Here is a 19,174-nt window from a genome sequence, read left to right on the forward strand (position 1 = left end):
AATATTTAAAGTTTCTAATAAATTCATATAAACAGAGCATGAACACTCAAGAAACCTTTTGTATATAAGAAAAAGAGCCATCCTCAGTAGAATTCTCTACTAGAACAGCTCTCTTAATGAATAAATTCAACTATGCACACTATGCAGTTTTTTCTGCATAAACTATTATCTGAACACTAATGTCATTAATGATTATTCACACATCAATGTATATTCATAAGTGTTTTTACTTCTTATTAAAAAATCGTTTTCCTAATTTTTCAACTAGGGACGGTGCTACCGCGTATAGTTTACTTGAAATCGCCATATACGACGGTAAATTGACTTCTCTAACATTACGGCCAATTGTTTTGACCGTCGCTTCAGCTACTTGCTCTGGTGTTAATAACACATTTTTCATAGTGTCACGATATGTAGCAGTTTGATCCGCATGGTCTAAGAAAGGCGTATCAATTGGACCAGGATGGATTGTTGTCACCTGAATATTAAATGGGGCAAGCTCCATACGAAGTGCATTTGTAAAGCCTATGATTGCGTGTTTTGTCGCAGCATAGACTGATGCTTTCGGTGTTGCTACCTTCCCTGCTTGAGAGCCAATGAAAACAAATTGACCTTTTTTACGTTCTATCATTTGGGGTGATAACGCCTTTGTTAGAATAATAGGTGCTTGAATATTCACATGAAGCATTTGTTCTATTTCAGCATCCGTTAAGTCTGTTGCATATGCAAACGTTCCAACTCCTGCAGAGAATATGGCAATATCAATTGGAGGCATTTTTTTTACTAGTTCATGAATACCCTCTATAGTAGAAAGATCAGCTTGAATCGTTTGAATATTTGGAGCAGTAAAAGATTGCAAAGCTTCTAATGAGCGCCCAGTTGCAATGATCGTATGCCCCTGAGTCGCAAGAATGTCAACTATACACTTACCGACTCCACTTGTCGCACCTGTTACGAGAATGATTTTAAGCTTGTTCATAAAGATAAACGCCCTTATCATTCATCTTCTCTTTAACAAGTCCTTCATCGATTAAGTAGTCTAACTGACCAATTGTTTCTGATAATGTTAAACCTAATTCTTTCTCATAAGCATATGGGAACAGTTCAACATTCAGTTCAAATGTAGTTTTCGGACCACCTTCTATCATTCCGTATACTTTCATCGCACGCTTATGCTGTTTTTCAAGTCTTTCCTTTACTAGCTCATGTACATTGCGAATCTCTTCCCCATGACCGCTATAGAGGACATCAATTGGTAATGTTAATAACTTTTTCAATGAAGCATTTTGCTGTAATAGCGATTTTGAGCGTTTAGCATTAGGATTAAGTGGTGGCTCAATTAATGGATTAGACGATACATGGCCAATGAGCAAATCTCCTCCAATCATCGCTTTCTTCTCTTTATGCCAAAAAGCTAAATGACTTTGCGCATGACCTAATGTTTCCATCGCTATAAGACCTGGATGTCCTGGTACTTCGTCTCCGTCATGTAAAATGGAGGTTAAAGGGCGAGTGCCTACAAAATCCGTTGATCTTGTCATTTTCTTTACCCAATGAAAATATTCTTCTGGTACGCCTTCTTCCTTTAAACGGTCCATATAAAAATCGAAATGGGAAGCAAGAAATACTGGGTCTCTTCGTAGCCAAGCATCATTATATACATGACCTAGTACTTTGGCGTTAGGAAATGCATCGACTAGCCCCATATGATCTGGATGATGATGCGTTAAAATGACTTGTTCTATATCTTCAAAGCGATAGCCCGCTTCTTTTAAACCCAATTCTAATGCTTCATATGCTTCGGGCGTTTTCGTACCCACATCAAAAATTGATAATGCGTCCCCTTTTAATAAATAGGAATTTACAGTCCCTACTGCAAATGGCGTTGGTGTAATAATCTTATGAAACATTTCAAAAACCCCCTACAAAAATGAATAGCTATTCACCTTATTGTACAAGATAAGCTAGAAATCGTCACCTAATAATGTTGACAAAAAATTATTAAGACACTATACTTGCAATCACATACAAAAAAGCGTAGATGAAGAATAGTACAAATATTGATGGTGTAAAGAGAGTGTGATCACCGGCTGCAAGTCACATGACCCGCTTAATATTTAGAACCTACTTCTGAGCTGCTATGAAAACATAGCCGTCCCTTAGCGATAATAAGGAGCGAGAGTTGTGCTAAAGTCTTTTAGCAAAACAAGGTGGTACCGCGGAAACATGCGTTTTCGTCCTTTTATATAAGGATGGGAAGGCTTTTTTTATTGAAAAAAAACAGGAGGCGACAATTATGCAAACAATTGTATTTGCTGGCGCAGGTTCAATGGCTGAAGCTATGATTCAAGGTTGGGTAAAAGAAGGTGTCGTATCACCCAAAAGCATTCATATTATGAATAAGTCCGATCGTCAAAAACTGAATCGTATCGCTAATGCACATGGCGTACAAATTGTTTCTGACAGTCGCGATGTTGTAAAAGTTGCAGATTGCATTATTTTAGCTATGAAACCGAAAGACGTTATAAAAGGAATGGAAGCTTTAGCTCCCCTCCTTCAAGAACATACAGCTGTCTTATCCGTCGTTGCAGGTATTTCGATTGCAACGATTGAAAATAGTTTAGGAAAACGACCTATTGCTCGCGTTATGCCAAACACTTCAGCTACAATTGGCATGTCAGCAAGTGGCGTATCATTTAATGAACAAATCGATGCAAGTTTAAAACAAGAATTTATGACAATGTTAGAAGCAATAGGAACTGTAATAGAAGTCGAAGAAGATAAACTACATGCGGTAACAGCTGTCTCCGGCAGTGGTCCAGCATATTTATACTATCTAGTCGAAGCATTCGAACAAGCTGGCGTTAAGTACGGTTTATCACGAGAAGTTGTACGCTCACTTGCCATTCAAACGATTGCAGGTGCAGCTGAAATGTTGAAACAGTCTACAGAAGAACCAATAGAGCTACGTAGAAAAGTAACAAGTCCTGGTGGCACTACTGAAGCTGGCATTAAAGCATTAGAAGAAAACCACTTCAAAGACGCGATCATGGCATGCATTCATGACGCTGAAGCGAAATCACGCGAATTAGCACAAAGTGAATAAAGGCTCAAAAGAAACCCTGTAAAAGCTTGGATTTATCATGCTTTTACAGGGTTTTTTTATCAAAATCAAATTGACATACCTATTTAAAATTACAAGTTCCTCCACCCAATAACCTACCGAACATTTAAGCAATGCTAAGCATATAATGATTAATGTAGGTTTATTAAAATGTAAATTAATTACAATTTTTATTTAGAAATAGATTAAATGAATTGAGGTACATGAATGAAAATTAGTTTTTTAACTCCAGCTTATAATAGTTCGGAATGGATTTTAACTATGTTAAATAGTATTCCGAAAGAATATGCTTATGAAATTATCGTATGCAATGATGCCTCTACAGATAATACACTAGAAATTTTAGAGGAATATAAAAAAACTTGCCCACAATTAAAGATATTAATAAATGAAACTAATATTGGTGCAAGTGAAAGCTACAATCGATGTATTGCTGAAGCAACTGGTGATTACGTAGCTATTATAGATAGTGATGATTGTTACGTGCCCACAATTAGTGATGTCTTAGCACAAGTCGATGGAGAATATGATATTTATTATTACAATATGATCACTAGAAACGGCAAAATAGTTGAAAAAGCACATACTGACGGTTATCAATGGCCAGGACAATTTAAAATAATTAGAAGAACTTTTATAGGTGATGCAAAATTCACAACTCAAAGTGAGTTTGCTGGTGATTGGGATTTCAATGTAGCTTTAGTGAATAAAATACCAAAATGTAAATATACCGGTCTAGTAGCCTACTGGTATAACTTCCCTAGGGAAAATTCAGAATCTGATCTACATCTAAGAGGACTAAAATAGTGTTGTAAAATTTCTAAACCTTCACACACAAATGAGAGGTGTGGTGATTTCATTTTATGTTTAAAGATAAAACGTTGCTCATAACTGGCGGTACTGGATCATTTGGAAATGCAGTTTTAGAACGTTTTCTTAATACAGATATAAAAGAAATTAGAATATTTTCAAGAGATGAGAAAAAACAAGATGATATGCGTACTTTATATAAGAATAATAAAATCAAATTTTTCATTGGAGACGTCCGTGATATAAGTAGTTTAAAAAACGCTATGCATGATGTAGACTATATTTTTCATGCGGCAGCACTTAAGCAAGTTCCCTCTTGCGAATTTTACCCTATAGAAGCCGTAAAAACGAATATACTCGGCACTGACAATGTATTAACAGCTGCTATATTAGCAGGTGTTAAAAAGGTCATATGTCTGTCTACAGATAAAGCAGTTTATCCTGTAAATGCAATGGGGATTTCAAAAGCGATGATGGAAAAAACGTTCATTGCTAAATCTAGAACAGCCTCCTCTGGCAAAACATTGATTTGTGGCACTAGATACGGCAATGTTATGGCTTCCCGCGGATCAGTTATCCCCTTGTTTCTAGAACAAATTAAAACTGGCAAACCAATAACAATAACTGATCCTAAAATGACCCGCTTCATGATGAGCCTAGAAGAAGCAGTGGAATTGGTTTTATATGCATTTCAAAATGCAGACAAAGGTGACATTATGGTCCAAAAATCGCCTGCTTCTTATATAGAAGATTTAGCACAAGCTCTTATAGAATTATTTGACACCAATAGTGAAATTAAGACTATCGGAACTCGGCACGGTGAAAAGATCTACGAGGTTCTACTTACGAAAGAGGAAGCTTCAAAAGCTATTGATTTAGGAAGTTTTTATAAAATCCCAGCAGATAACCGAGATTTGAATTATGGCAAATATCTTGATGAAGGATCTCCTAAAATTACGTTATCAGATGAATATAACTCAAATAATACAAAGATACTTTCAGTAAAAGAAATACAAGAGAAATTATTAGAACTGCAATATATTCAAGATGAGCTACGCAACTGGAATGGAGGAAAAAATTGAAGTTTTTAGTTCTTGGTGCAACTGGAATGGCCGGTCACACAATCGCTTTGTATTTAAGTGAAAATGGCCATGAAGTCACTGCCTTCACGAGAACAGCATTCCCCTATTGCAAGAACATCCTTGGAGATATTAGCGAAAGTCCTTTGTTAAAAGCAATCTTATTAAAAAATAACTATGATGTAATCATTAATTGTGTTGGTGTTTTAAACCATTTTTGCGATGAAGCTCCAGCAAAAGCTGTCTACTTGAATAGTTACTTACCTCACTCTATCGTAGATATCATAAAAGACAGCCAAACTAGACTAATTCATATGAGTACTGATTGTGTTTTTTCTGGAAAAGCGGCACCATATACTGAAACTAGTATTCATGATGGTGAAACTTTTTATGATAGAACGAAGGCTTTAGGTGAAATCAATGATCATAAGAATTTGACCTTTAGGAATTCTATAATAGGACCCGACATGAAAGAAGACGGTATAGGTTTATTTAATTGGTTTATGAAGCAACAAGATACGATAAATGGATATACTGGTGCAATATGGACCGGTGTTACTACGCTTACTTTAGCAAAAGCTATGGAAAGAGCAGCTATCGAAAACGTAACTGGTCTATATAATTTAGTTAACAATACAAGTATTAGTAAGTTTGAATTATTGAAGCTATTCAATGAAAACTTGAAAGAAAATGAACTCAATATTTTACCGTATGAGTCTCTTAAAGTGAATAAAACATTAATTAATAACCGAAACGATTTTTCATTCGCAGTACCAAGTTACGAAAAAATGGTTTTAGAGATGAAAGAATGGATTATAACCCACAGAGATTTATATCCTCATTATTTTAGATAAGTTGATTTTGTACTACATATCAAGACTTATTGAATAAAACATACTTACTTAGCAACTACATTATACCCTCTCATAATTACATCTCATAAATAGAGACTCTTACTATCCTAAGTCAATGTGCTAACTTTTGTCAGCATATCGTCTTAGGATATTTTTTTGTATTCTTAATTATTGAACTTGTCATTGAATTTATGGCACATCATGATAATAGTAAAGGTATTTTATTTCCAATATTAGTAGTTTAGTTCTTATCAATTTATTCTTTAGAAAGAATACCCGTTCTTTCTATCCGCTTTTTGTTCAGACTTTTAGCAAAATTAATTGCCACCAATTGAGGGATTAAATTAATTACACTCACTACTACTAAAAAACGAATTGAGCCAATTGGCTTAAAATAACCATCCCACGAGTCAATATTTATCATCTTACTGTTAAAATAATACGAAATAATGAATGATACAGTATTCCCTATGAGTACGGCTATTGAGTTATTAGTTAAGCTTCCAAAAAAAGCTAATATTATTGATATAACAAGTAACAATAAATAACCCTTCATTGAGCTATTGTTAAAGTCTTGAAACAAAGAAAAATATGCATAGGGAAAACTAAATAAACAAATAATCAAACTAAAAACTGCCACTTTTTTCATCATTAATATCCTTCTAGAGATTGCGTTCAAACCATTAAACAAATAATAAACACCCTTATAGTGTAATAATACACTATAAGGGTGTTTTATGTAAATGACTATTGGAATTAAGTTTACAGTATTTTACTCATGTTATACCAAACTTCACCGCCATGCACTGAGTTAGAAACGCCATCATTGTTGTAGCCTTGCTTTTCGTAATAGCCGATTAATTCTTCTTTACACGTTAAAGTAATTGTCTCACGTTTGCTAGTTGCTGCTACTTTCTCTAGATGCTCGAGTAGTGCTGAAGCAATTCCTTGTTTTTGGTATTCTGGGGAAACTGCTAAGCCTAATATACTTTGATGTCCACCAGTTGTTGGGTTTTGCTTTATTGATTTGAATAAGTCATCGGTTATTTCAGGTCGCTCAATTACAGGACCATTTATCAAACCAACAATTGTTCCGTCTATTTCTGCTACATAAAAGCTGTCAGTGATCAATTGAATTCGTTTTTCGAACGCTGCTTCTGTTGCTGCTTCTTCTTGTGTAAAGCACTTATTTTCAATCGACACAAGTTCAGGTAAATCTTCTAATTTCACATTGCGTATTTTCAACATATTAATTACCCCTCTATAGTTCCTTGAATATTTATCAAATAGATTTAATCCACTTATATTAACAACACTTTCCTTTTTCCTCCTCCAGTTCTCATCTACACTCCTTTTATCCCTAATCATGTTCAGCAGCTAATTAAAAGCATCTTAATGCAACCCCTAACTAACACAAAATTTTAATAAACCTTGTTCAACAATTGCGAGAGAAACTTCATATCACTCTTATAGACGTTCTTAATTATTGTCACTCATTATAAAGTTGTCTTTACAAACTCTCTAAACCTCTCTTCTTCCTCAATAAATGGATTATGATTTGATTCTTCAAAAATGATTAATTGTGATTGAGGAATAAGATCTGCTATTTCAATTCCAAATTCAACAGGACATTGAACATCATATCTACCTGCAAATATGTAATTAGGTATATTTATATTCTTTAATTGGTTTCGAAGATCAAAATTTTTCACTTCTATTTTTCTAAAGTAATCAAGATTTTCTCCAACTGTACGGCCACTATTCGGGCGTTTAATTGCTTCTTTTAATCTATCCTCAGAATAATAGGACATTAATGCCCACTCATATCCTAATTTTTGACGATCTTCTTGTACTGTATTTGGATTGTTCAACAACTCCATAATCTCAATAATTCGTGGAAAACACTTATTTCCTGAATAATAGATGCTATTCTTGTGTCCAGCGTATTCTTTACTTGCTGCCGTACAACCTGCAATTAATTTTGTTAAAGATTGCGGTGAATCTATTGCATATTGCAATGCCAACATACCACCTGTTGAATGACCAGCAAATGCCCATTTTTCAATCCTTAGCGCTGTTCGAATTGCTTCTAAATCTTTTATAGCTTCTTTCATACTAAGTTGACTTTCATTTTCAGCTTTTACCGAATGACCGGCACCTCGTGTATTAATTAAATAAACTTTATAGTGATCGGTAAAAGGGGTTGCAAATAAATTTCCACGTTCATCAAATGCCATATATAAATGTGTAATGGCTAATGGATCGCCTTGACCAGCAGTAAAATACTCGAAGATACCTCTTTCTGTTTCTATTAATCCTTGTTTCCACATAAAATTCATTCCCCTTTTCTTATCTAAAACTAAAATAAATAACACATCTAGATTTACAATATATGTCCTAATAACTTCTAAATGCATGTTTCCTGCTTCCGACAACCTTTTCATATACAGTAAATGGACCGATTTATCTCCCTCTGTAAAGGGTCCTCTAGTATCTTCAATAATGACATTAGCCAGCATTTTATTATCTTTAAAGAAACGAAAAACTTCTAAATCTCGTAATCTTAGTTTTCTATCGGTAGAAATCACCTATCAAAATATGAATTTATGACCTGCAGTAATATATATATTCTTTAGTCTAAACAAATTACCCTTCTAAAAACAGACATTTTCTTCTTCAACTTACTTACCCGGTTACTTTAAGTACAATATTTCATGATCTTTGTTTTGGAATAAGAAAAAGGCAAGCTTCATCTTGAAAATTTCACCTATAGGCTAAACAATTAAATAAATTCTTTAAATACGCTTTTTTTAATTTCGTTCCATTCTGTCTAAATAATACTAAAGTAAGCATCATCTCTACTTACCCCTGATGAATCAATAATTTGCTCTAAATATACCTTCTTGAGTAGCACCTAACTTTTTAATTACATTTTGTGAATGTGAACGAGTGTTTTCTATATCTGCACTAAACTGTACTCTTCTAAATTACATAACTTCAAACGCATATTTCAATAGTTCATATTTACAAGCCATATTTAATCCGGTTCCTCTAAAATGTTTGCCATACCAAGTCCACCCAATTTCTAAACGCTTATTGTCAAATTGGATATGACCATATCTTGTTGAACCAGCAATTTCATTTGTAATTCCCATCCTAATGAAAAATTATTGAAACATATTTCTCCATTAGGATGAGAACACATTAATGGTCCTACTCCTTATTGTAGTAATGAACCCGTTAGTGCAATAAGAGTTATTAGTTTTGGAAGCAAGTCTCATAGTCGTCTTTCACTAATAAACTTATACAAGCCAAACCATTTTCGTGATAAATCTCTTTACCAACTTCTAATTCGATACTTCTATTTGAATTTGGATAAAAGTTAGTTGAATAAAAAAAGAACTATCTGAACAGCTTAAAAATCTTCTACTAAAGCAGCCGTTAGTTGAACAATTATGTCCAATCCTCCTTGTTCCTTTTTCATATACTAAGAAAAAAAGTAGGTGAGAAAATGAGTCGTGATGGATATAACGTTTCACGCAGAGATAAAGAAAATATAGATCCAGCACATCAGCAATGCATTGACCGCGCTTATCGTATTCCCATATTTTTAAGTACGACAACGCATTTAAATGACTACCAACAACGGTTTCTAAACCGTCTAATTTTGGAGATTGAGAACGCTTTGCTTTTTCCGCGTACATTGCCTCTAAGCGAAAGTTATCCCGAATCAATTTTAACGGATATTCGTCGGTTAGTTTCATCAAGTTATGGAATGTTAGCAGTCAACCTTCGTCGGTTTAAAGTTGAAACAGTCGATGTCAATACCGGACCCCTCCCGCCACCCACTCCGGTCTGGGAAGGTTCCGTTTATTCACAAGTAGAACCCTCAATGGCATTTCAATTTGGACTACCCTTATTATTAGTCAGGGAAGAGGATACCGATGCAAATAACGGAATTTGGGCAGGAGGAATTGCCCCACTCAATCTATTTATCGTGTGGCATTCTGAAACACAAACTGTTGAACAATTCTTTGAAACGCCCGAATGGAGATCCGCCTTTGCCAATTGGTGTGCGCAAGTAAGAAATGCCTTTTACATTCAGACAGAACCTAAATTTAAATATAGATGTGATTAATCCTTCAGCTTGGCCAGTACTGTTAGTTTTCGACTTCTGAAGAAACGTTAACTTTATACTTCTTTTGAATCGGAGCCTCATGTTTCATGAGGCTATTTTTTATTTTTAAAACTTGTCCACTTCCCAGATTACTTCACTATATAGAGGGTAAAGGGGGTTCTTTTCGTTTGTCTTGGTGGCCGCGCTATTGGTAAAACCAACAAAGTGGAAGGCATTTGAGTTTTATTATGAAAAAATGATGGAGTAAATGAAAAAACTAGTCCCGTAATTCAGAACTAGTCTTTGGAGTAATTTATTTATTCTTCATTTGTTACGATTACACGTGGTTCCGTCGTACTATTTGATGCATCAGTAACAATAGCTGCATTTCGTTCTTTGCCTTTATTTGTTGTGATTACACGTGGTTCCGTCGTGCTATTTGATGTATCAGTAACAATAACTGCATTTCGTTTTTTGTCTTCTTTCAACGTTGGTGACTCTTGACCAGTTGCCGCAAAAACGGTCATTCCTCCAATGACTAATGTACATGCGAATGCTGTTCCTAAAACCGACTTTTTCTTTAAGGTCATAATGGACACTATCCTTTCTTCAATCCCGTTTTTACTAAAATGATTACAAAACGACGTAACCGTATAGGTTTCATCTGCCATATTGATGAGAGATAATGCATATGCTGACTTTGCCTTATCTCCAAATTGTCTAATAACTCTCTCGTCGCAAGACAATTCAATGTCTCTGTTCACTAAAAAATACATAAGCCAAACTAATGGATTAAACCAATGCAAAGCTACCATAATTGTTAAAATTACTTTCCACAAAACGTCAAAGCGTTTAATATGGATTAATTCATGCGTGAGAATAAACTGAATACTTGCAGCGTCTTCCCAATTTGTTGATTTCGGCAATAAGATGACTGGTTTAAAGATTCCATATGTTAACGGGGTTGAAATTCTATCTGATACTGCAATTTGAATCGTTCTTGTTAACTTATGATCTTTTAGCCATTGATCGAGATACTCATTATTCTTCACTGGGATGGCTGTTTTAAATTCTTTATAAAATCTAACATAGGCCAATATAAAGAATAGCAAAACCCCTATCCCCCCACATATCCAAAGGTATTGAACGAAATCGCTTGTCATCACAAGCAAAAGCTGATGATAGAACGTGCTTGATGTTTGTGCGATTTCGATTGTATTGAGCAAATTTTCTGAACCATTTGAGTGAGTGGGTGTAACAAATAAGTTTTTCAGCATAGGTTGTATGCTCAACTTTGAATAAAAAGAGTAGGGGATGAGTAGTTTAAATGCAACGATTCCCCAAAGAATTAAAAATGTTTGCTTTGGCACTTTATTTCTTACTAACATCCTCATCAATAGCACAATAATGAGGATGAGAGATGCGTCTACACTCATGTTGAGAATACTCATATCATAATCCCTCACTCAAGATCTTTAACAATTTGCTTTAATTTATCGATCTCACTCGCAGACATTTTATTCTTGTCTAGTAAGGATGCGAATAGTAAAGATTTAGAACCATTAAATACTTTATCAATCAATTCCGTCGTTTCTTGTTCTTGTATCTGTTCTCTTCTTATGATTGGATGACAGATAAAGTTAGGTTCAATTCTTTCAATGGCCCCTTTTTTTATACATTTTTTTATAACTGTATAGGTGGTATTTTTATTCCAACCTATTCGTTCGTTTAAAATTTGTGTGAGCTGTTTAGCTGTCAAATCGCCCTCTTCCCATAAAATATTCATGACTTGTAATTCCGAATCAAACAATTTAACTTGCATACACGCATGCTCCTTTTTTTAATCAGACTATTGCAATAGTCTGTCACACACTAATACTACTGCGATAGTCTGTAGTTGTCAAGACTATTGAGATAGTCTGATGGAGAGTTTCATTTTTAAGGGCATAATTCTACTGATAAATTAACCTTTTAATACTGTGTTTAAACCCTTTTAAAGTTCACTAAAAGCTAGCTCCAACAATCATTTTCTCAAATTAATTAGTTGTTGCTTATATTCACTGATTTTCGCAAAACAAAAAGGAGCTCAAATGAACTCCTTTATTTGTACTAAGCTTCCCTGATTGTTGAAAATGATTAAATAGTTCTGTTCCCCTTTTTATATGGTAAAGCATTTCTGAAAACTTTAGATCCCATAAACCATCTTTTAATATTCTCCCTTACTTATACCTACTTAATATTTCTTCTGGAATATGACAATAATCATTTGGACATCTAGCTAACCTATCTTGATGTTCTTCTGCACTTCTCATATAGTTTGTAAGAGGTAATACTTCAACAACTATATGGTCATAATCATTTCTCTCACCAATAAACGCCCTCGCCTCTTTTAAGTGTTCAGGCTTTTCACTATATACTCCTGTTCTGTATTTCTCGCCAACATCCTGTCCTTGTTTATTCAAACTGTATGGATCAATAATTTCAAATAAATACCCCATTAAATCCCTTATTGTTACAACTGTCGGATCAAATCCTGTTTTTACACATTCGGCGTACCCATCATAATTACCCTCAAGTGTATGACTTGTTCCATTAGCTCTTCCTGCTTCTGTAAACTTAACTCCAGGTAAAGTTTTAATAAAAGCTTGTACTCCCCATAAACATCCACCTGCAAAATATACTACTTCCATATTGACTCTCCTCTTTGTTTAAAAAATCAAAAAAATTCATTCCTAGTAAATAGGAGGAAAAAGCTGTAGTTACTAAGTCTACTACACATTAAGATAATGACAAATTTTATTATTCCACATCATGGCCCGATTGTTGAATACAAGTTAAACAACACTCTTAAACTAAAATGCCCCGTTAGTTCAATAAGAAAAAGGCTCTACTCCTTATTGAAGTAAAGCACCTCGTTAGCTTAACAAGAGATTTAGAAGCCAGCATTTTCAATAAATAAAAAGAATTCACTTAGAAAAGAGATCAATCAAAATGGATTCTTTTTCAGCAGATTTAAGTTTGGTCTTCATAAAAAAGTTTGATCATATTTTACCTGTGTTGCTCCACAAACTGGCCCGATTGTGGAATTTATTATTTAGGTTTTTTGGTTCCAATTTTCTTTTTTTTAATCTTTTTTGGAAAAATGCTTATTAAAGACATAGCTCCATTAATCCGAACTTTACTCCATTTATTTTATTAACGATAATATTAAAGTTACAGATTTATCTACGAATGACCTCTCCGGATGGGATTTCAATAAAACAGTAATTCCAATTAATGCAACAACTAATGTCTGAGCTAAGGCTTTAACATCTAGATTGCTTTCTAACTCACCTGATTTAATACCTTTTAAAAGTGTTTCTTGAAATATGACAGAAAGATACATTTCATGTTCCCTTGTAAGGATTTCAAATTTTTCATCGTGTGGGGCAAGCTCTACAATTGTATTAATACAAAAACAGCCCTTACTTACTTTGTTCTTGTACTCCTTTTCAATCAATTCTTCAAATAGATTACGAAATGCTTCTTTCACAGATATAGTGTTTTGTAGTTTTGTTCTAATGAGGGAGGCATGCAAATTTGTATATTTACGCAAAGCAGCTTCAAACAATTTCTCTTTATCTCCAAACGTTGCGTATAAACTGGGCCGCTGTATTCCCATAATGGCTGTTAAATCGCTAATCGATGTGGCAGCGTATCCCTTCTCCCAAAAAAGTTCCATAGCAATATCCAATGCTTTTTCCTTATCAAATCCACGTTGTCGAACCATGATAAATTCTCCTTCACAAAAAACTGTATTTCTCTACTGATACCAATATTATTTTTGGTTTCGTTTTATTTGTTCAATGACCCCAAGTCTATCCACTTGAATCCAATATTCCACTATTTTTTGATTTTCTAGTCGGTATATGGCACTACCTATTTCAATAACTTCTTTATTTGTAGGTGGGTAGCCCTCATATTCTGCAATATGCATTCCAATCTGTTTCCATCTAACATAAACCTTCTGATTGTGAGAAAGAAGTTCTTGAATTTCAATTTTAAAATTACCCCATACTTCCAACATTTCTTTTATATGATCTGCATAATTCTTGGGTGATCTTATTATTGTCACCATACTTTCTGAATTCATTTGATGAGCTTTTACCTCTTTCGTCATGAAGGTTTCAGCTAGTTCAGGTTTGTTACCCGATCTTACAACTTCAAAAAAACTTTTTAAAATCTGTTCGTTAGTCTGTATTGTTGAAGGCGATCTTTTTAAAGAAGTTTCATCTCTCAACTCATTTATATCTATTGTTTGATTCAATTCATCAATTGCTAGGCCCCTATCAAGTTTTCCTTTTCCAATCATATTAAAGCCTCCTTTAATTATACCAATCGGTATATTTTAATTTTATTTATTTATATCCTTTTTGTCAATATTGGGTTGTTTTTTCATTTAAACTCTCCAATTGAAATAATTTAGTATATGCACATAACCTCAAGTGTCATTGACCAAATTCTTTGATGAACAGTAGATAATGTTCAAAACTATCTTGACACCTAAATAAGTTATGATTATGCTTAAAAAGCATCATTTTATACCGATTGGTATATTATACTTATCGGTAAGATTAATGAAAAGGAGATGTACTAAATTGGAAAGTAACGATAAAAATATAAAATTTACTGAAGAGTTTGCTACAGAAACGGATGAGTTACAATTAGTATCCAGTTCAACAATGTCTCGATATACAGAACTATTATTAGCAATAGCTTGTGGTATGGCTGTTGCTAATATCTATTTCGCCCATCCATTACTCGATTCAATAGCTACTGAATTCATTATTACCCCCTCGACTATTGGAATCGTAATTACAATTACTCAGATTTGTTATGCATTAGGACTGCTGTTATTGGTCCCTCTGGGTGATTTATTGAATCAACGACATGTGATTATTGGTCAAATGTTAATGTTAGTTGTTGCTTTAGTTGTTGTTGGTATAGCTCCTACCAGTATAGTGTTTTTCATTGGTATTGCAGTGGTAGGTTTGCTTGCCACTGTTACACAAACTCTCGTCGCATACGCATCAACGTTGGCTGTTCCTGCTGAGCGTGGACGAGTAGTTGGTTTCGTTATAAGTGGAATTGTCATTGGAATCTTACTGGCAAGGACGTTTGCTGGCATAATGGCTGATCTTGGAGGCTGGCGTTCTGTCTACCTTTCTTCAGCCGTTTTAATTCTGATTTTGATTGGCTTATTACACAAAGAACTTCCGAGAACGGTTTACAAGCGTCCATCTCTATCCTACCCAAAGTTGTTACATTCTGTTCTAATGTTATTTGTACAAGAAAGGATTCTGCTTATTCGAGGGATATTGGCACTTTTGATTTTTACTGTTTTTAGTACTTTTTGGACTTCATTGGTGTTACCGTTAAGTTCTCCACCTTACTCATTTTCACATACTGCTATTGGAGCATTTGGTCTGGCTGGAGTTTCTGGAGCATTAGCTGCAGCACGGGCTGGGCGATTATCTGACCGAGGATTAGGGCAACTTACAACGGTTGTAGCATTAGTGTTACTAATAACATCATGGTTCTTTATTTACTTTATTAACTATTCCATTCTCGTATTAGTTATTGGCATTATCCTTCTTGACCTTGCTATACAAGCAGTTCATGTCACCAATCAGAGTTTGATTTTTACAGTCCGTCCTGATGCAAGAAGTCGGCTTACTGCTGCATACATGGTTTTTTATTCCGTTGGCAGTGCCGCGGGTTCCATAATTTCAACCAACATATACGCAAATTATGGTTGGAATGGGGTGTGTTTATTTGCTGTCTCTGTCAGTACTTTGGCTCTTGTATTTTGGATAGCTACCTACCGTCTCACTAAGGAGATTATACAGAAGTAATTTCGTCTCAAGCTTATTCAACTAACCTGCCCCGTTAGTTGAATAAGAAATGTAAATTTTACTTAAGAATTTTACTTATGATATAATTCTCCATCCTTGTTTTAAGTACATTTTTCTATAATTTGATCATAAGAATTATCTATATAGGGGTCCCGTCAAAACGCCAAAATAAACCCATCTCATTATGGTATAATTGTTATAAGTTTACATATGATTTTCTATTTTCTACGTAAACGAGTTGGGTATGACAATTCATTCCCTTGCTGACGAAAATTAATTTTTTTGGGAGGATGCTCTTATGAAAAAGATAATTGGATTAAATTTTATTCTATTTGCTGGAATCACATTATCCGGATGTTCAGATATAATAGAAGATTCTTTAGATTCCAGTGATAGAGCCGCTATTGAAATTGCTACTAAACAATCAACTGGAAACGGAAGTATTGAATTATTAACATCAACGATTACAACAAAAGATAATCAATTAGAATTTATGACTGAGGGAATTGATGAAAATAAAGTGACCTTTATTTTTGTTGCCAATAAAAAAGTATTTGAACAAAAAATAAAAAATAATGAATCTTACAAACTTGACATTAATGGTATCAAAGATGCTCATAGGACGGACTACAAGCCAAAAGTTCAACTTTTTCAAACTATAGATGATACTGAAGATGGAGACACAGTAACCTTTAAACAGGTTAGATATACAGTAAAAAAAGATTAGTTTTATAGTTATTTAATTCCCACCCTAATGAAAAATTATTGAAATATATTTCTCCATTAGGCTGGGAACACATTAATGGTCCTACACCTTAGTGTAGTAAAGCACCTGTTAGTTGAATATGAAAAAAAGAGCTGTTCAGACAGCTCTTAGATTTTCTACTAAAGTCTTCGTTAGATGAAAAAGAAGTTTTATGTATTTCGTATAGTAACTTTCCCTTCTTTATTTTCTTCGTGATTCCATTCAACTTGAATTTCAAATGTCCCATCTTTAAAAAATAAAGGAAATCTTCTCCGTATTGATGTCTGCATAGGCAGTTTAAATGCTTTCTCTATATCTACCCAAACTGCTTTCCCCTCTGGAGCATCTTCCAAGAGTTCACCCTCAAATTCCTTTGTTATGTAATTAAATATCATATATCTATCTTTAGCGACTGGATTAACATATTCATAAAGTCCTTTATAAATAAGGTTTCTAACTTCTAACCCAGTTTCTTCTTTTACCTCTCTGATAGCACTCTCTACAATACTTTCAGGAAACTCAACTTTACCACCTGGTGGAATAAATCCTTTGAAATTGTCGTGTTGTCTATCCAGAAGTAAAACCTTTTCTTCACTTTGAATCATACAAACAGTCCACATTTTATAATTAATGGAATTACTCATAATTCCCTCCCTAACTTTTTATATAAACACCACCATATATATACTTTTTTAAAACTAACCATCATTGAGTTGAATATGGGCACAGGTTAAGCCTTTAATCTAATTGGCCATATGTACGTATGAATTTCCCGTTATAAGCATCTAAAACAATTGTTGGGCTGCTCCCTTTATAATCAACAGTAATATGCCATTGTTGTTGATTTGTTAAACGATTAAAAAACCCCTCTTTTTTAGTTAAGAACATATCTATATCTTTTGGTGAGAGATCTTTTATTTTAATATCTAAAAAATTTTTTCCTCCAATTTCTTGATTTTTAATGTGTTCTTCGACTTTTGCTAACACAAGACCTGTTTCTAAAATTGGCTTTTGATATTGATAAGCAAATATGATAACTAGAGCCAATAGAAGTCCGTAAATTAACTTTTTAAGTATATTTGGATTTTTTTTCCTAATCATAATACATCACCTTTTTGATAACTACTCCTCCGTTTACACTAAAATATAAACCTAATCTAGAAAATAATACCACTCCATATACAGCTTGGTAAATGTATTATGGCAAATTCCTAAGATGCTTGTTTTTCATACTAGTTTTTATCACTGCTTCCACTTATGTTGTTTTTGATAAAATTGATGAATTTATCAAATATCTTATCAATTAATTTATATACAATCATTTTTAACACGCAACAAACAGCGAAAACGATAAAATATGGAAGTATTATACAGGGGAGATAACAAGAAGTAACAAGAAGTAACAAGGAAATGTATTTTAAATTTAAGTTAACTTCAGAAAAAGAAGTCGCGATGCCCCGTTAGTTCAATAAGAAAAAGGCTTTACTCCTTATTGAAGTAAAGCCCCGATTAACTTAATATGAACTTCTTAAAATTAATAATAACAACTTTTACTCATAAAAATCCAAAATATTTAATCATTTTTCTTTGAAAGCCCCTGATATAATTAATGTTTTCATACCCATTTTTAAGAATATGTTTTAATTGAATTTAACAAGATTAAATTATCTTATGCATTGAAATCGAGGAGGTCGTATAACCCAACTTTTTATAAAGATTCACTGCAGCATCGTTGCTGCCGAATACACTTAAAGCAAGAGAGTTCATACCAAGTTCTTTTACTCTAATTTGCAGTTCCTCTAAAACTCTAGTTCCGTAGCCTTTTCTTCTAAACGCTTCTTCAATATAAATATGATATAGGTATGCCCGATCAATTTCCGTATTTACACTATACCAGAGAATTCCTATTTTTGTTTTCACGTCAGTGTCCCAGATATTGTATAAAAATTGACCCTCTGTAGATAACCCATTAGAAAATATACCCTTCATCATCATTTCAGATTCTTCTATTGCTTTATCTAGAGAAAGAGTGTAATTACTCGAAATTTCTTTAGCATAATTCGGAATCATAAAGTCTAAATACTTTTCAAATTCTTGATTATTAAATTTTTCTAACTTAATCATTTTATCTCCCCTTAATTAACAATACCGCTAATTTATTTGATTTAATTCTTTAAAATAAGTAAGTAAAGTAAACTTAGCAGTTATTTAGATAGTAAAAGACAAATGATTATCTAATAATTCCCGGTTTTACTTTACAAAGTAATCCATGGAACACTGAAATTAAAGTTATTCACACTCTATTCCTCCTTTTGGCAGTAAAAAATAAAAAAAATTATCACTATGTTTGTAAATGGATTTAAGTTCATTTATACAGATAAGTTTATCTTATTTCAATTCTCTTTGTCACCAAAATAAACCTATTTTGTTAGATTTATATTTTTAAATTAGCTACATCCTTTCCTTCTTGAACTAACCTGCACCGTTAGTTCAAGAAAGAAAAAAAGAGCTACATATGCAACTCAATGATCTTCAAGTAAAGCACCCCGTT

General features: G+C 33.6%; 21 protein-coding genes and 1 other annotated feature. Of the genes, 7 read left to right on the forward strand and 14 right to left on the reverse strand.

Translation table 11 applies throughout. The annotated features are described in order from the left end of the window. Nucleotides 1-226: 226 nt before the first annotated feature. The gene (locus tag AMD00_RS02440) at nt 227-979 is read right to left on the reverse strand and encodes an SDR family NAD(P)-dependent oxidoreductase (RefSeq protein WP_053415505.1); all 753 of its coding nucleotides are present in this window, start codon (nt 977-979) and stop codon (nt 227-229) included. Then, nucleotides 966-1,910: an MBL fold metallo-hydrolase gene (locus AMD00_RS02445; protein ID WP_053415506.1), complete on the reverse strand. Its 945-nt coding sequence runs from the start codon at nt 1,908-1,910 to the stop codon at nt 966-968. The genes AMD00_RS02440 and AMD00_RS02445 overlap by 14 nt, the downstream gene beginning before the upstream one ends. Before the next feature lie 119 nt (nt 1,911-2,029). Further along, nucleotides 2,030-2,245, forward strand: a binding site (T-box leader). Between the two features lie 51 nt (nt 2,246-2,296). Here AMD00_RS02445 and proC point away from each other — a divergent pair. The 4 genes from proC to AMD00_RS02465 all read left to right on the forward strand — a co-directional run bounded on the left by proC (nt 2,297) and on the right by AMD00_RS02465 (nt 5,867). Next, a complete protein-coding gene (proC, locus tag AMD00_RS02450; RefSeq protein WP_053415507.1) occupies nt 2,297-3,106 on the forward strand; it encodes a pyrroline-5-carboxylate reductase in 810 nt (269 codons plus the stop codon). 225 nt (nt 3,107-3,331) lie between these two features. After that, on the forward strand, nt 3,332-3,931 hold the full coding sequence (locus tag AMD00_RS02455) for a glycosyltransferase family 2 protein (protein WP_053415508.1): 600 nt from the start codon (nt 3,332-3,334) through the stop codon (nt 3,929-3,931). Nucleotides 3,932-3,987: 56 nt separating this feature from the next. Further along, nucleotides 3,988-5,016 (forward strand): polysaccharide biosynthesis protein, encoded by a 1,029-nt coding sequence (locus AMD00_RS02460; RefSeq protein WP_053415509.1) that lies wholly within the window; start codon nt 3,988-3,990, stop codon nt 5,014-5,016. Further along, nucleotides 5,013-5,867 (forward strand): SDR family oxidoreductase, encoded by an 855-nt coding sequence (locus AMD00_RS02465; protein WP_053415510.1) that lies wholly within the window; start codon nt 5,013-5,015, stop codon nt 5,865-5,867. The genes AMD00_RS02460 and AMD00_RS02465 overlap by 4 nt, the downstream gene beginning before the upstream one ends. Nucleotides 5,868-6,123: 256 nt before the next feature. Here AMD00_RS02465 and AMD00_RS02470 read toward each other — a convergent pair whose 3' ends face one another. The 4 genes from AMD00_RS02470 to AMD00_RS23650 form a co-directional block, all read right to left on the reverse strand. Beyond that, nucleotides 6,124-6,519: a hypothetical protein gene (locus AMD00_RS02470; protein WP_245639419.1), complete on the reverse strand. Its 396-nt coding sequence runs from the start codon at nt 6,517-6,519 to the stop codon at nt 6,124-6,126. Nucleotides 6,520-6,629: 110 nt separating this feature from the next. Beyond that, the gene (locus tag AMD00_RS02475) at nt 6,630-7,115 is read right to left on the reverse strand and encodes a GNAT family N-acetyltransferase (RefSeq protein WP_053415511.1); all 486 of its coding nucleotides are present in this window, start codon (nt 7,113-7,115) and stop codon (nt 6,630-6,632) included. 248 nt (nt 7,116-7,363) lie between these two features. Further along, nucleotides 7,364-8,197 (reverse strand): alpha/beta fold hydrolase, encoded by an 834-nt coding sequence (locus tag AMD00_RS02480; RefSeq protein WP_053416760.1) that lies wholly within the window; start codon nt 8,195-8,197, stop codon nt 7,364-7,366. A gap of 657 nt (nt 8,198-8,854) precedes the next feature. After that, nucleotides 8,855-9,022: a GNAT family N-acetyltransferase gene (locus AMD00_RS23650; protein ID WP_211258599.1), complete on the reverse strand. Its 168-nt coding sequence runs from the start codon at nt 9,020-9,022 to the stop codon at nt 8,855-8,857. A gap of 356 nt (nt 9,023-9,378) precedes the next feature. On the opposite strand from AMD00_RS23650, the gene AMD00_RS02485 reads away from it, so the two are divergent. Then, nucleotides 9,379-10,005 (forward strand): hypothetical protein, encoded by a 627-nt coding sequence (locus tag AMD00_RS02485; RefSeq protein ID WP_053415512.1) that lies wholly within the window; start codon nt 9,379-9,381, stop codon nt 10,003-10,005. A 296-nt stretch (nt 10,006-10,301) separates the two neighbouring features. On the opposite strand, the gene AMD00_RS02490 is transcribed toward AMD00_RS02485, so the two are convergent. The 5 genes from AMD00_RS02490 to AMD00_RS02510 all read right to left on the reverse strand — a co-directional run bounded on the left by AMD00_RS02490 (nt 10,302) and on the right by AMD00_RS02510 (nt 14,224). Continuing rightward, on the reverse strand, nt 10,302-11,435 hold the full coding sequence (locus tag AMD00_RS02490; protein ID WP_083446075.1) for a M56 family metallopeptidase: 1,134 nt from the start codon (nt 11,433-11,435) through the stop codon (nt 10,302-10,304). An 11-nt stretch (nt 11,436-11,446) separates the two neighbouring features. Further along, nucleotides 11,447-11,806 carry a BlaI/MecI/CopY family transcriptional regulator gene (locus AMD00_RS02495; RefSeq protein WP_053415514.1) on the reverse strand — a complete coding sequence of 120 codons (360 nt, stop codon included), beginning with the start codon at nt 11,804-11,806 and terminating at the stop codon, nt 11,447-11,449. 397 nt (nt 11,807-12,203) lie between these two features. Next, nucleotides 12,204-12,674, reverse strand: a complete 471-nt coding sequence (locus tag AMD00_RS02500) for a peptide-methionine (S)-S-oxide reductase (RefSeq protein WP_053415515.1) — start codon at nt 12,672-12,674, stop codon at nt 12,204-12,206. A gap of 497 nt (nt 12,675-13,171) precedes the next feature. After that, nucleotides 13,172-13,753 carry a TetR/AcrR family transcriptional regulator gene (locus tag AMD00_RS02505; protein ID WP_053415516.1) on the reverse strand — a complete coding sequence of 194 codons (582 nt, stop codon included), beginning with the start codon at nt 13,751-13,753 and terminating at the stop codon, nt 13,172-13,174. A 48-nt stretch (nt 13,754-13,801) separates the two neighbouring features. Continuing rightward, the gene (locus tag AMD00_RS02510) at nt 13,802-14,224 is read right to left on the reverse strand and encodes an ester cyclase (protein ID WP_053416761.1); all 423 of its coding nucleotides are present in this window, start codon (nt 14,222-14,224) and stop codon (nt 13,802-13,804) included. A 397-nt stretch (nt 14,225-14,621) separates the two neighbouring features. On the opposite strand from AMD00_RS02510, the gene AMD00_RS02515 reads away from it, so the two are divergent. Beyond that, nucleotides 14,622-15,878 (forward strand): MFS transporter, encoded by a 1,257-nt coding sequence (locus tag AMD00_RS02515; RefSeq protein ID WP_245639420.1) that lies wholly within the window; start codon nt 14,622-14,624, stop codon nt 15,876-15,878. Nucleotides 15,879-16,176: 298 nt separating this feature from the next. Beyond that, entirely contained in the window at nt 16,177-16,605 is a 429-nt protein-coding gene (locus AMD00_RS02520; RefSeq protein WP_053415517.1) for a hypothetical protein, read from the forward strand. A 188-nt stretch (nt 16,606-16,793) separates the two neighbouring features. Here the strand turns inward: AMD00_RS02520 and AMD00_RS02525 are convergent, their stop codons facing one another. The 3 genes from AMD00_RS02525 to AMD00_RS02535 all read right to left on the reverse strand — a co-directional run bounded on the left by AMD00_RS02525 (nt 16,794) and on the right by AMD00_RS02535 (nt 18,747). After that, on the reverse strand, nt 16,794-17,267 hold the full coding sequence (locus AMD00_RS02525) for an 8-oxo-dGTP diphosphatase (protein ID WP_053415518.1): 474 nt from the start codon (nt 17,265-17,267) through the stop codon (nt 16,794-16,796). Nucleotides 17,268-17,361: 94 nt separating this feature from the next. Next, nucleotides 17,362-17,724: a hypothetical protein gene (locus AMD00_RS02530; protein WP_053415519.1), complete on the reverse strand. Its 363-nt coding sequence runs from the start codon at nt 17,722-17,724 to the stop codon at nt 17,362-17,364. Between the two features lie 558 nt (nt 17,725-18,282). Next, nucleotides 18,283-18,747 carry a GNAT family N-acetyltransferase gene (locus AMD00_RS02535; protein ID WP_053415520.1) on the reverse strand — a complete coding sequence of 155 codons (465 nt, stop codon included), beginning with the start codon at nt 18,745-18,747 and terminating at the stop codon, nt 18,283-18,285. Nucleotides 18,748-19,174: the final 427 nt, after the last annotated feature.

It is taken from the genome of Viridibacillus arvi, from assembly GCF_001274945.1.
Taxonomy (GTDB): Bacteria; Bacillota; Bacilli; order Bacillales_A; family Planococcaceae; genus Viridibacillus; species Viridibacillus arvi.

Coding starts and splice junctions, on each gene's coding strand:
- AMD00_RS02440 (WP_053415505.1), bottom strand. CDS start 979: ATGAACAAGCTTAAAATCATTCTCGTAACAGGTGCGACAAGTGGAGTC.
- AMD00_RS02445 (WP_053415506.1), bottom strand. CDS start 1,910: ATGTTTCATAAGATTATTACACCAACGCCATTTGCAGTAGGGACTGTA.
- proC (WP_053415507.1), top strand. CDS start 2,297: ATGCAAACAATTGTATTTGCTGGCGCAGGTTCAATGGCTGAAGCTATG.
- AMD00_RS02455 (WP_053415508.1), top strand. CDS start 3,332: ATGAAAATTAGTTTTTTAACTCCAGCTTATAATAGTTCGGAATGGATT.
- AMD00_RS02460 (WP_053415509.1), top strand. CDS start 3,988: ATGTTTAAAGATAAAACGTTGCTCATAACTGGCGGTACTGGATCATTT.
- AMD00_RS02470 (WP_245639419.1), bottom strand. CDS start 6,519: ATGATGAAAAAAGTGGCAGTTTTTAGTTTGATTATTTGTTTATTTAGT.
- AMD00_RS02475 (WP_053415511.1), bottom strand. CDS start 7,115: ATGTTGAAAATACGCAATGTGAAATTAGAAGATTTACCTGAACTTGTG.
- AMD00_RS02480 (WP_053416760.1), bottom strand. CDS start 8,197: ATGTGGAAACAAGGATTAATAGAAACAGAAAGAGGTATCTTCGAGTAT.
- AMD00_RS23650 (WP_211258599.1), bottom strand. CDS start 9,022: ATGGGAATTACAAATGAAATTGCTGGTTCAACAAGATATGGTCATATC.
- AMD00_RS02485 (WP_053415512.1), top strand. CDS start 9,379: ATGAGTCGTGATGGATATAACGTTTCACGCAGAGATAAAGAAAATATA.
- AMD00_RS02490 (WP_083446075.1), bottom strand. CDS start 11,435: ATGAGTATTCTCAACATGAGTGTAGACGCATCTCTCATCCTCATTATT.
- AMD00_RS02495 (WP_053415514.1), bottom strand. CDS start 11,806: ATGCAAGTTAAATTGTTTGATTCGGAATTACAAGTCATGAATATTTTA.
- AMD00_RS02500 (WP_053415515.1), bottom strand. CDS start 12,674: ATGGAAGTAGTATATTTTGCAGGTGGATGTTTATGGGGAGTACAAGCT.
- AMD00_RS02505 (WP_053415516.1), bottom strand. CDS start 13,753: ATGGTTCGACAACGTGGATTTGATAAGGAAAAAGCATTGGATATTGCT.
- AMD00_RS02520 (WP_053415517.1), top strand. CDS start 16,177: ATGAAAAAGATAATTGGATTAAATTTTATTCTATTTGCTGGAATCACA.
- AMD00_RS02525 (WP_053415518.1), bottom strand. CDS start 17,267: ATGAGTAATTCCATTAATTATAAAATGTGGACTGTTTGTATGATTCAA.
- AMD00_RS02530 (WP_053415519.1), bottom strand. CDS start 17,724: ATGATTAGGAAAAAAAATCCAAATATACTTAAAAAGTTAATTTACGGA.
- AMD00_RS02535 (WP_053415520.1), bottom strand. CDS start 18,747: ATGATTAAGTTAGAAAAATTTAATAATCAAGAATTTGAAAAGTATTTA.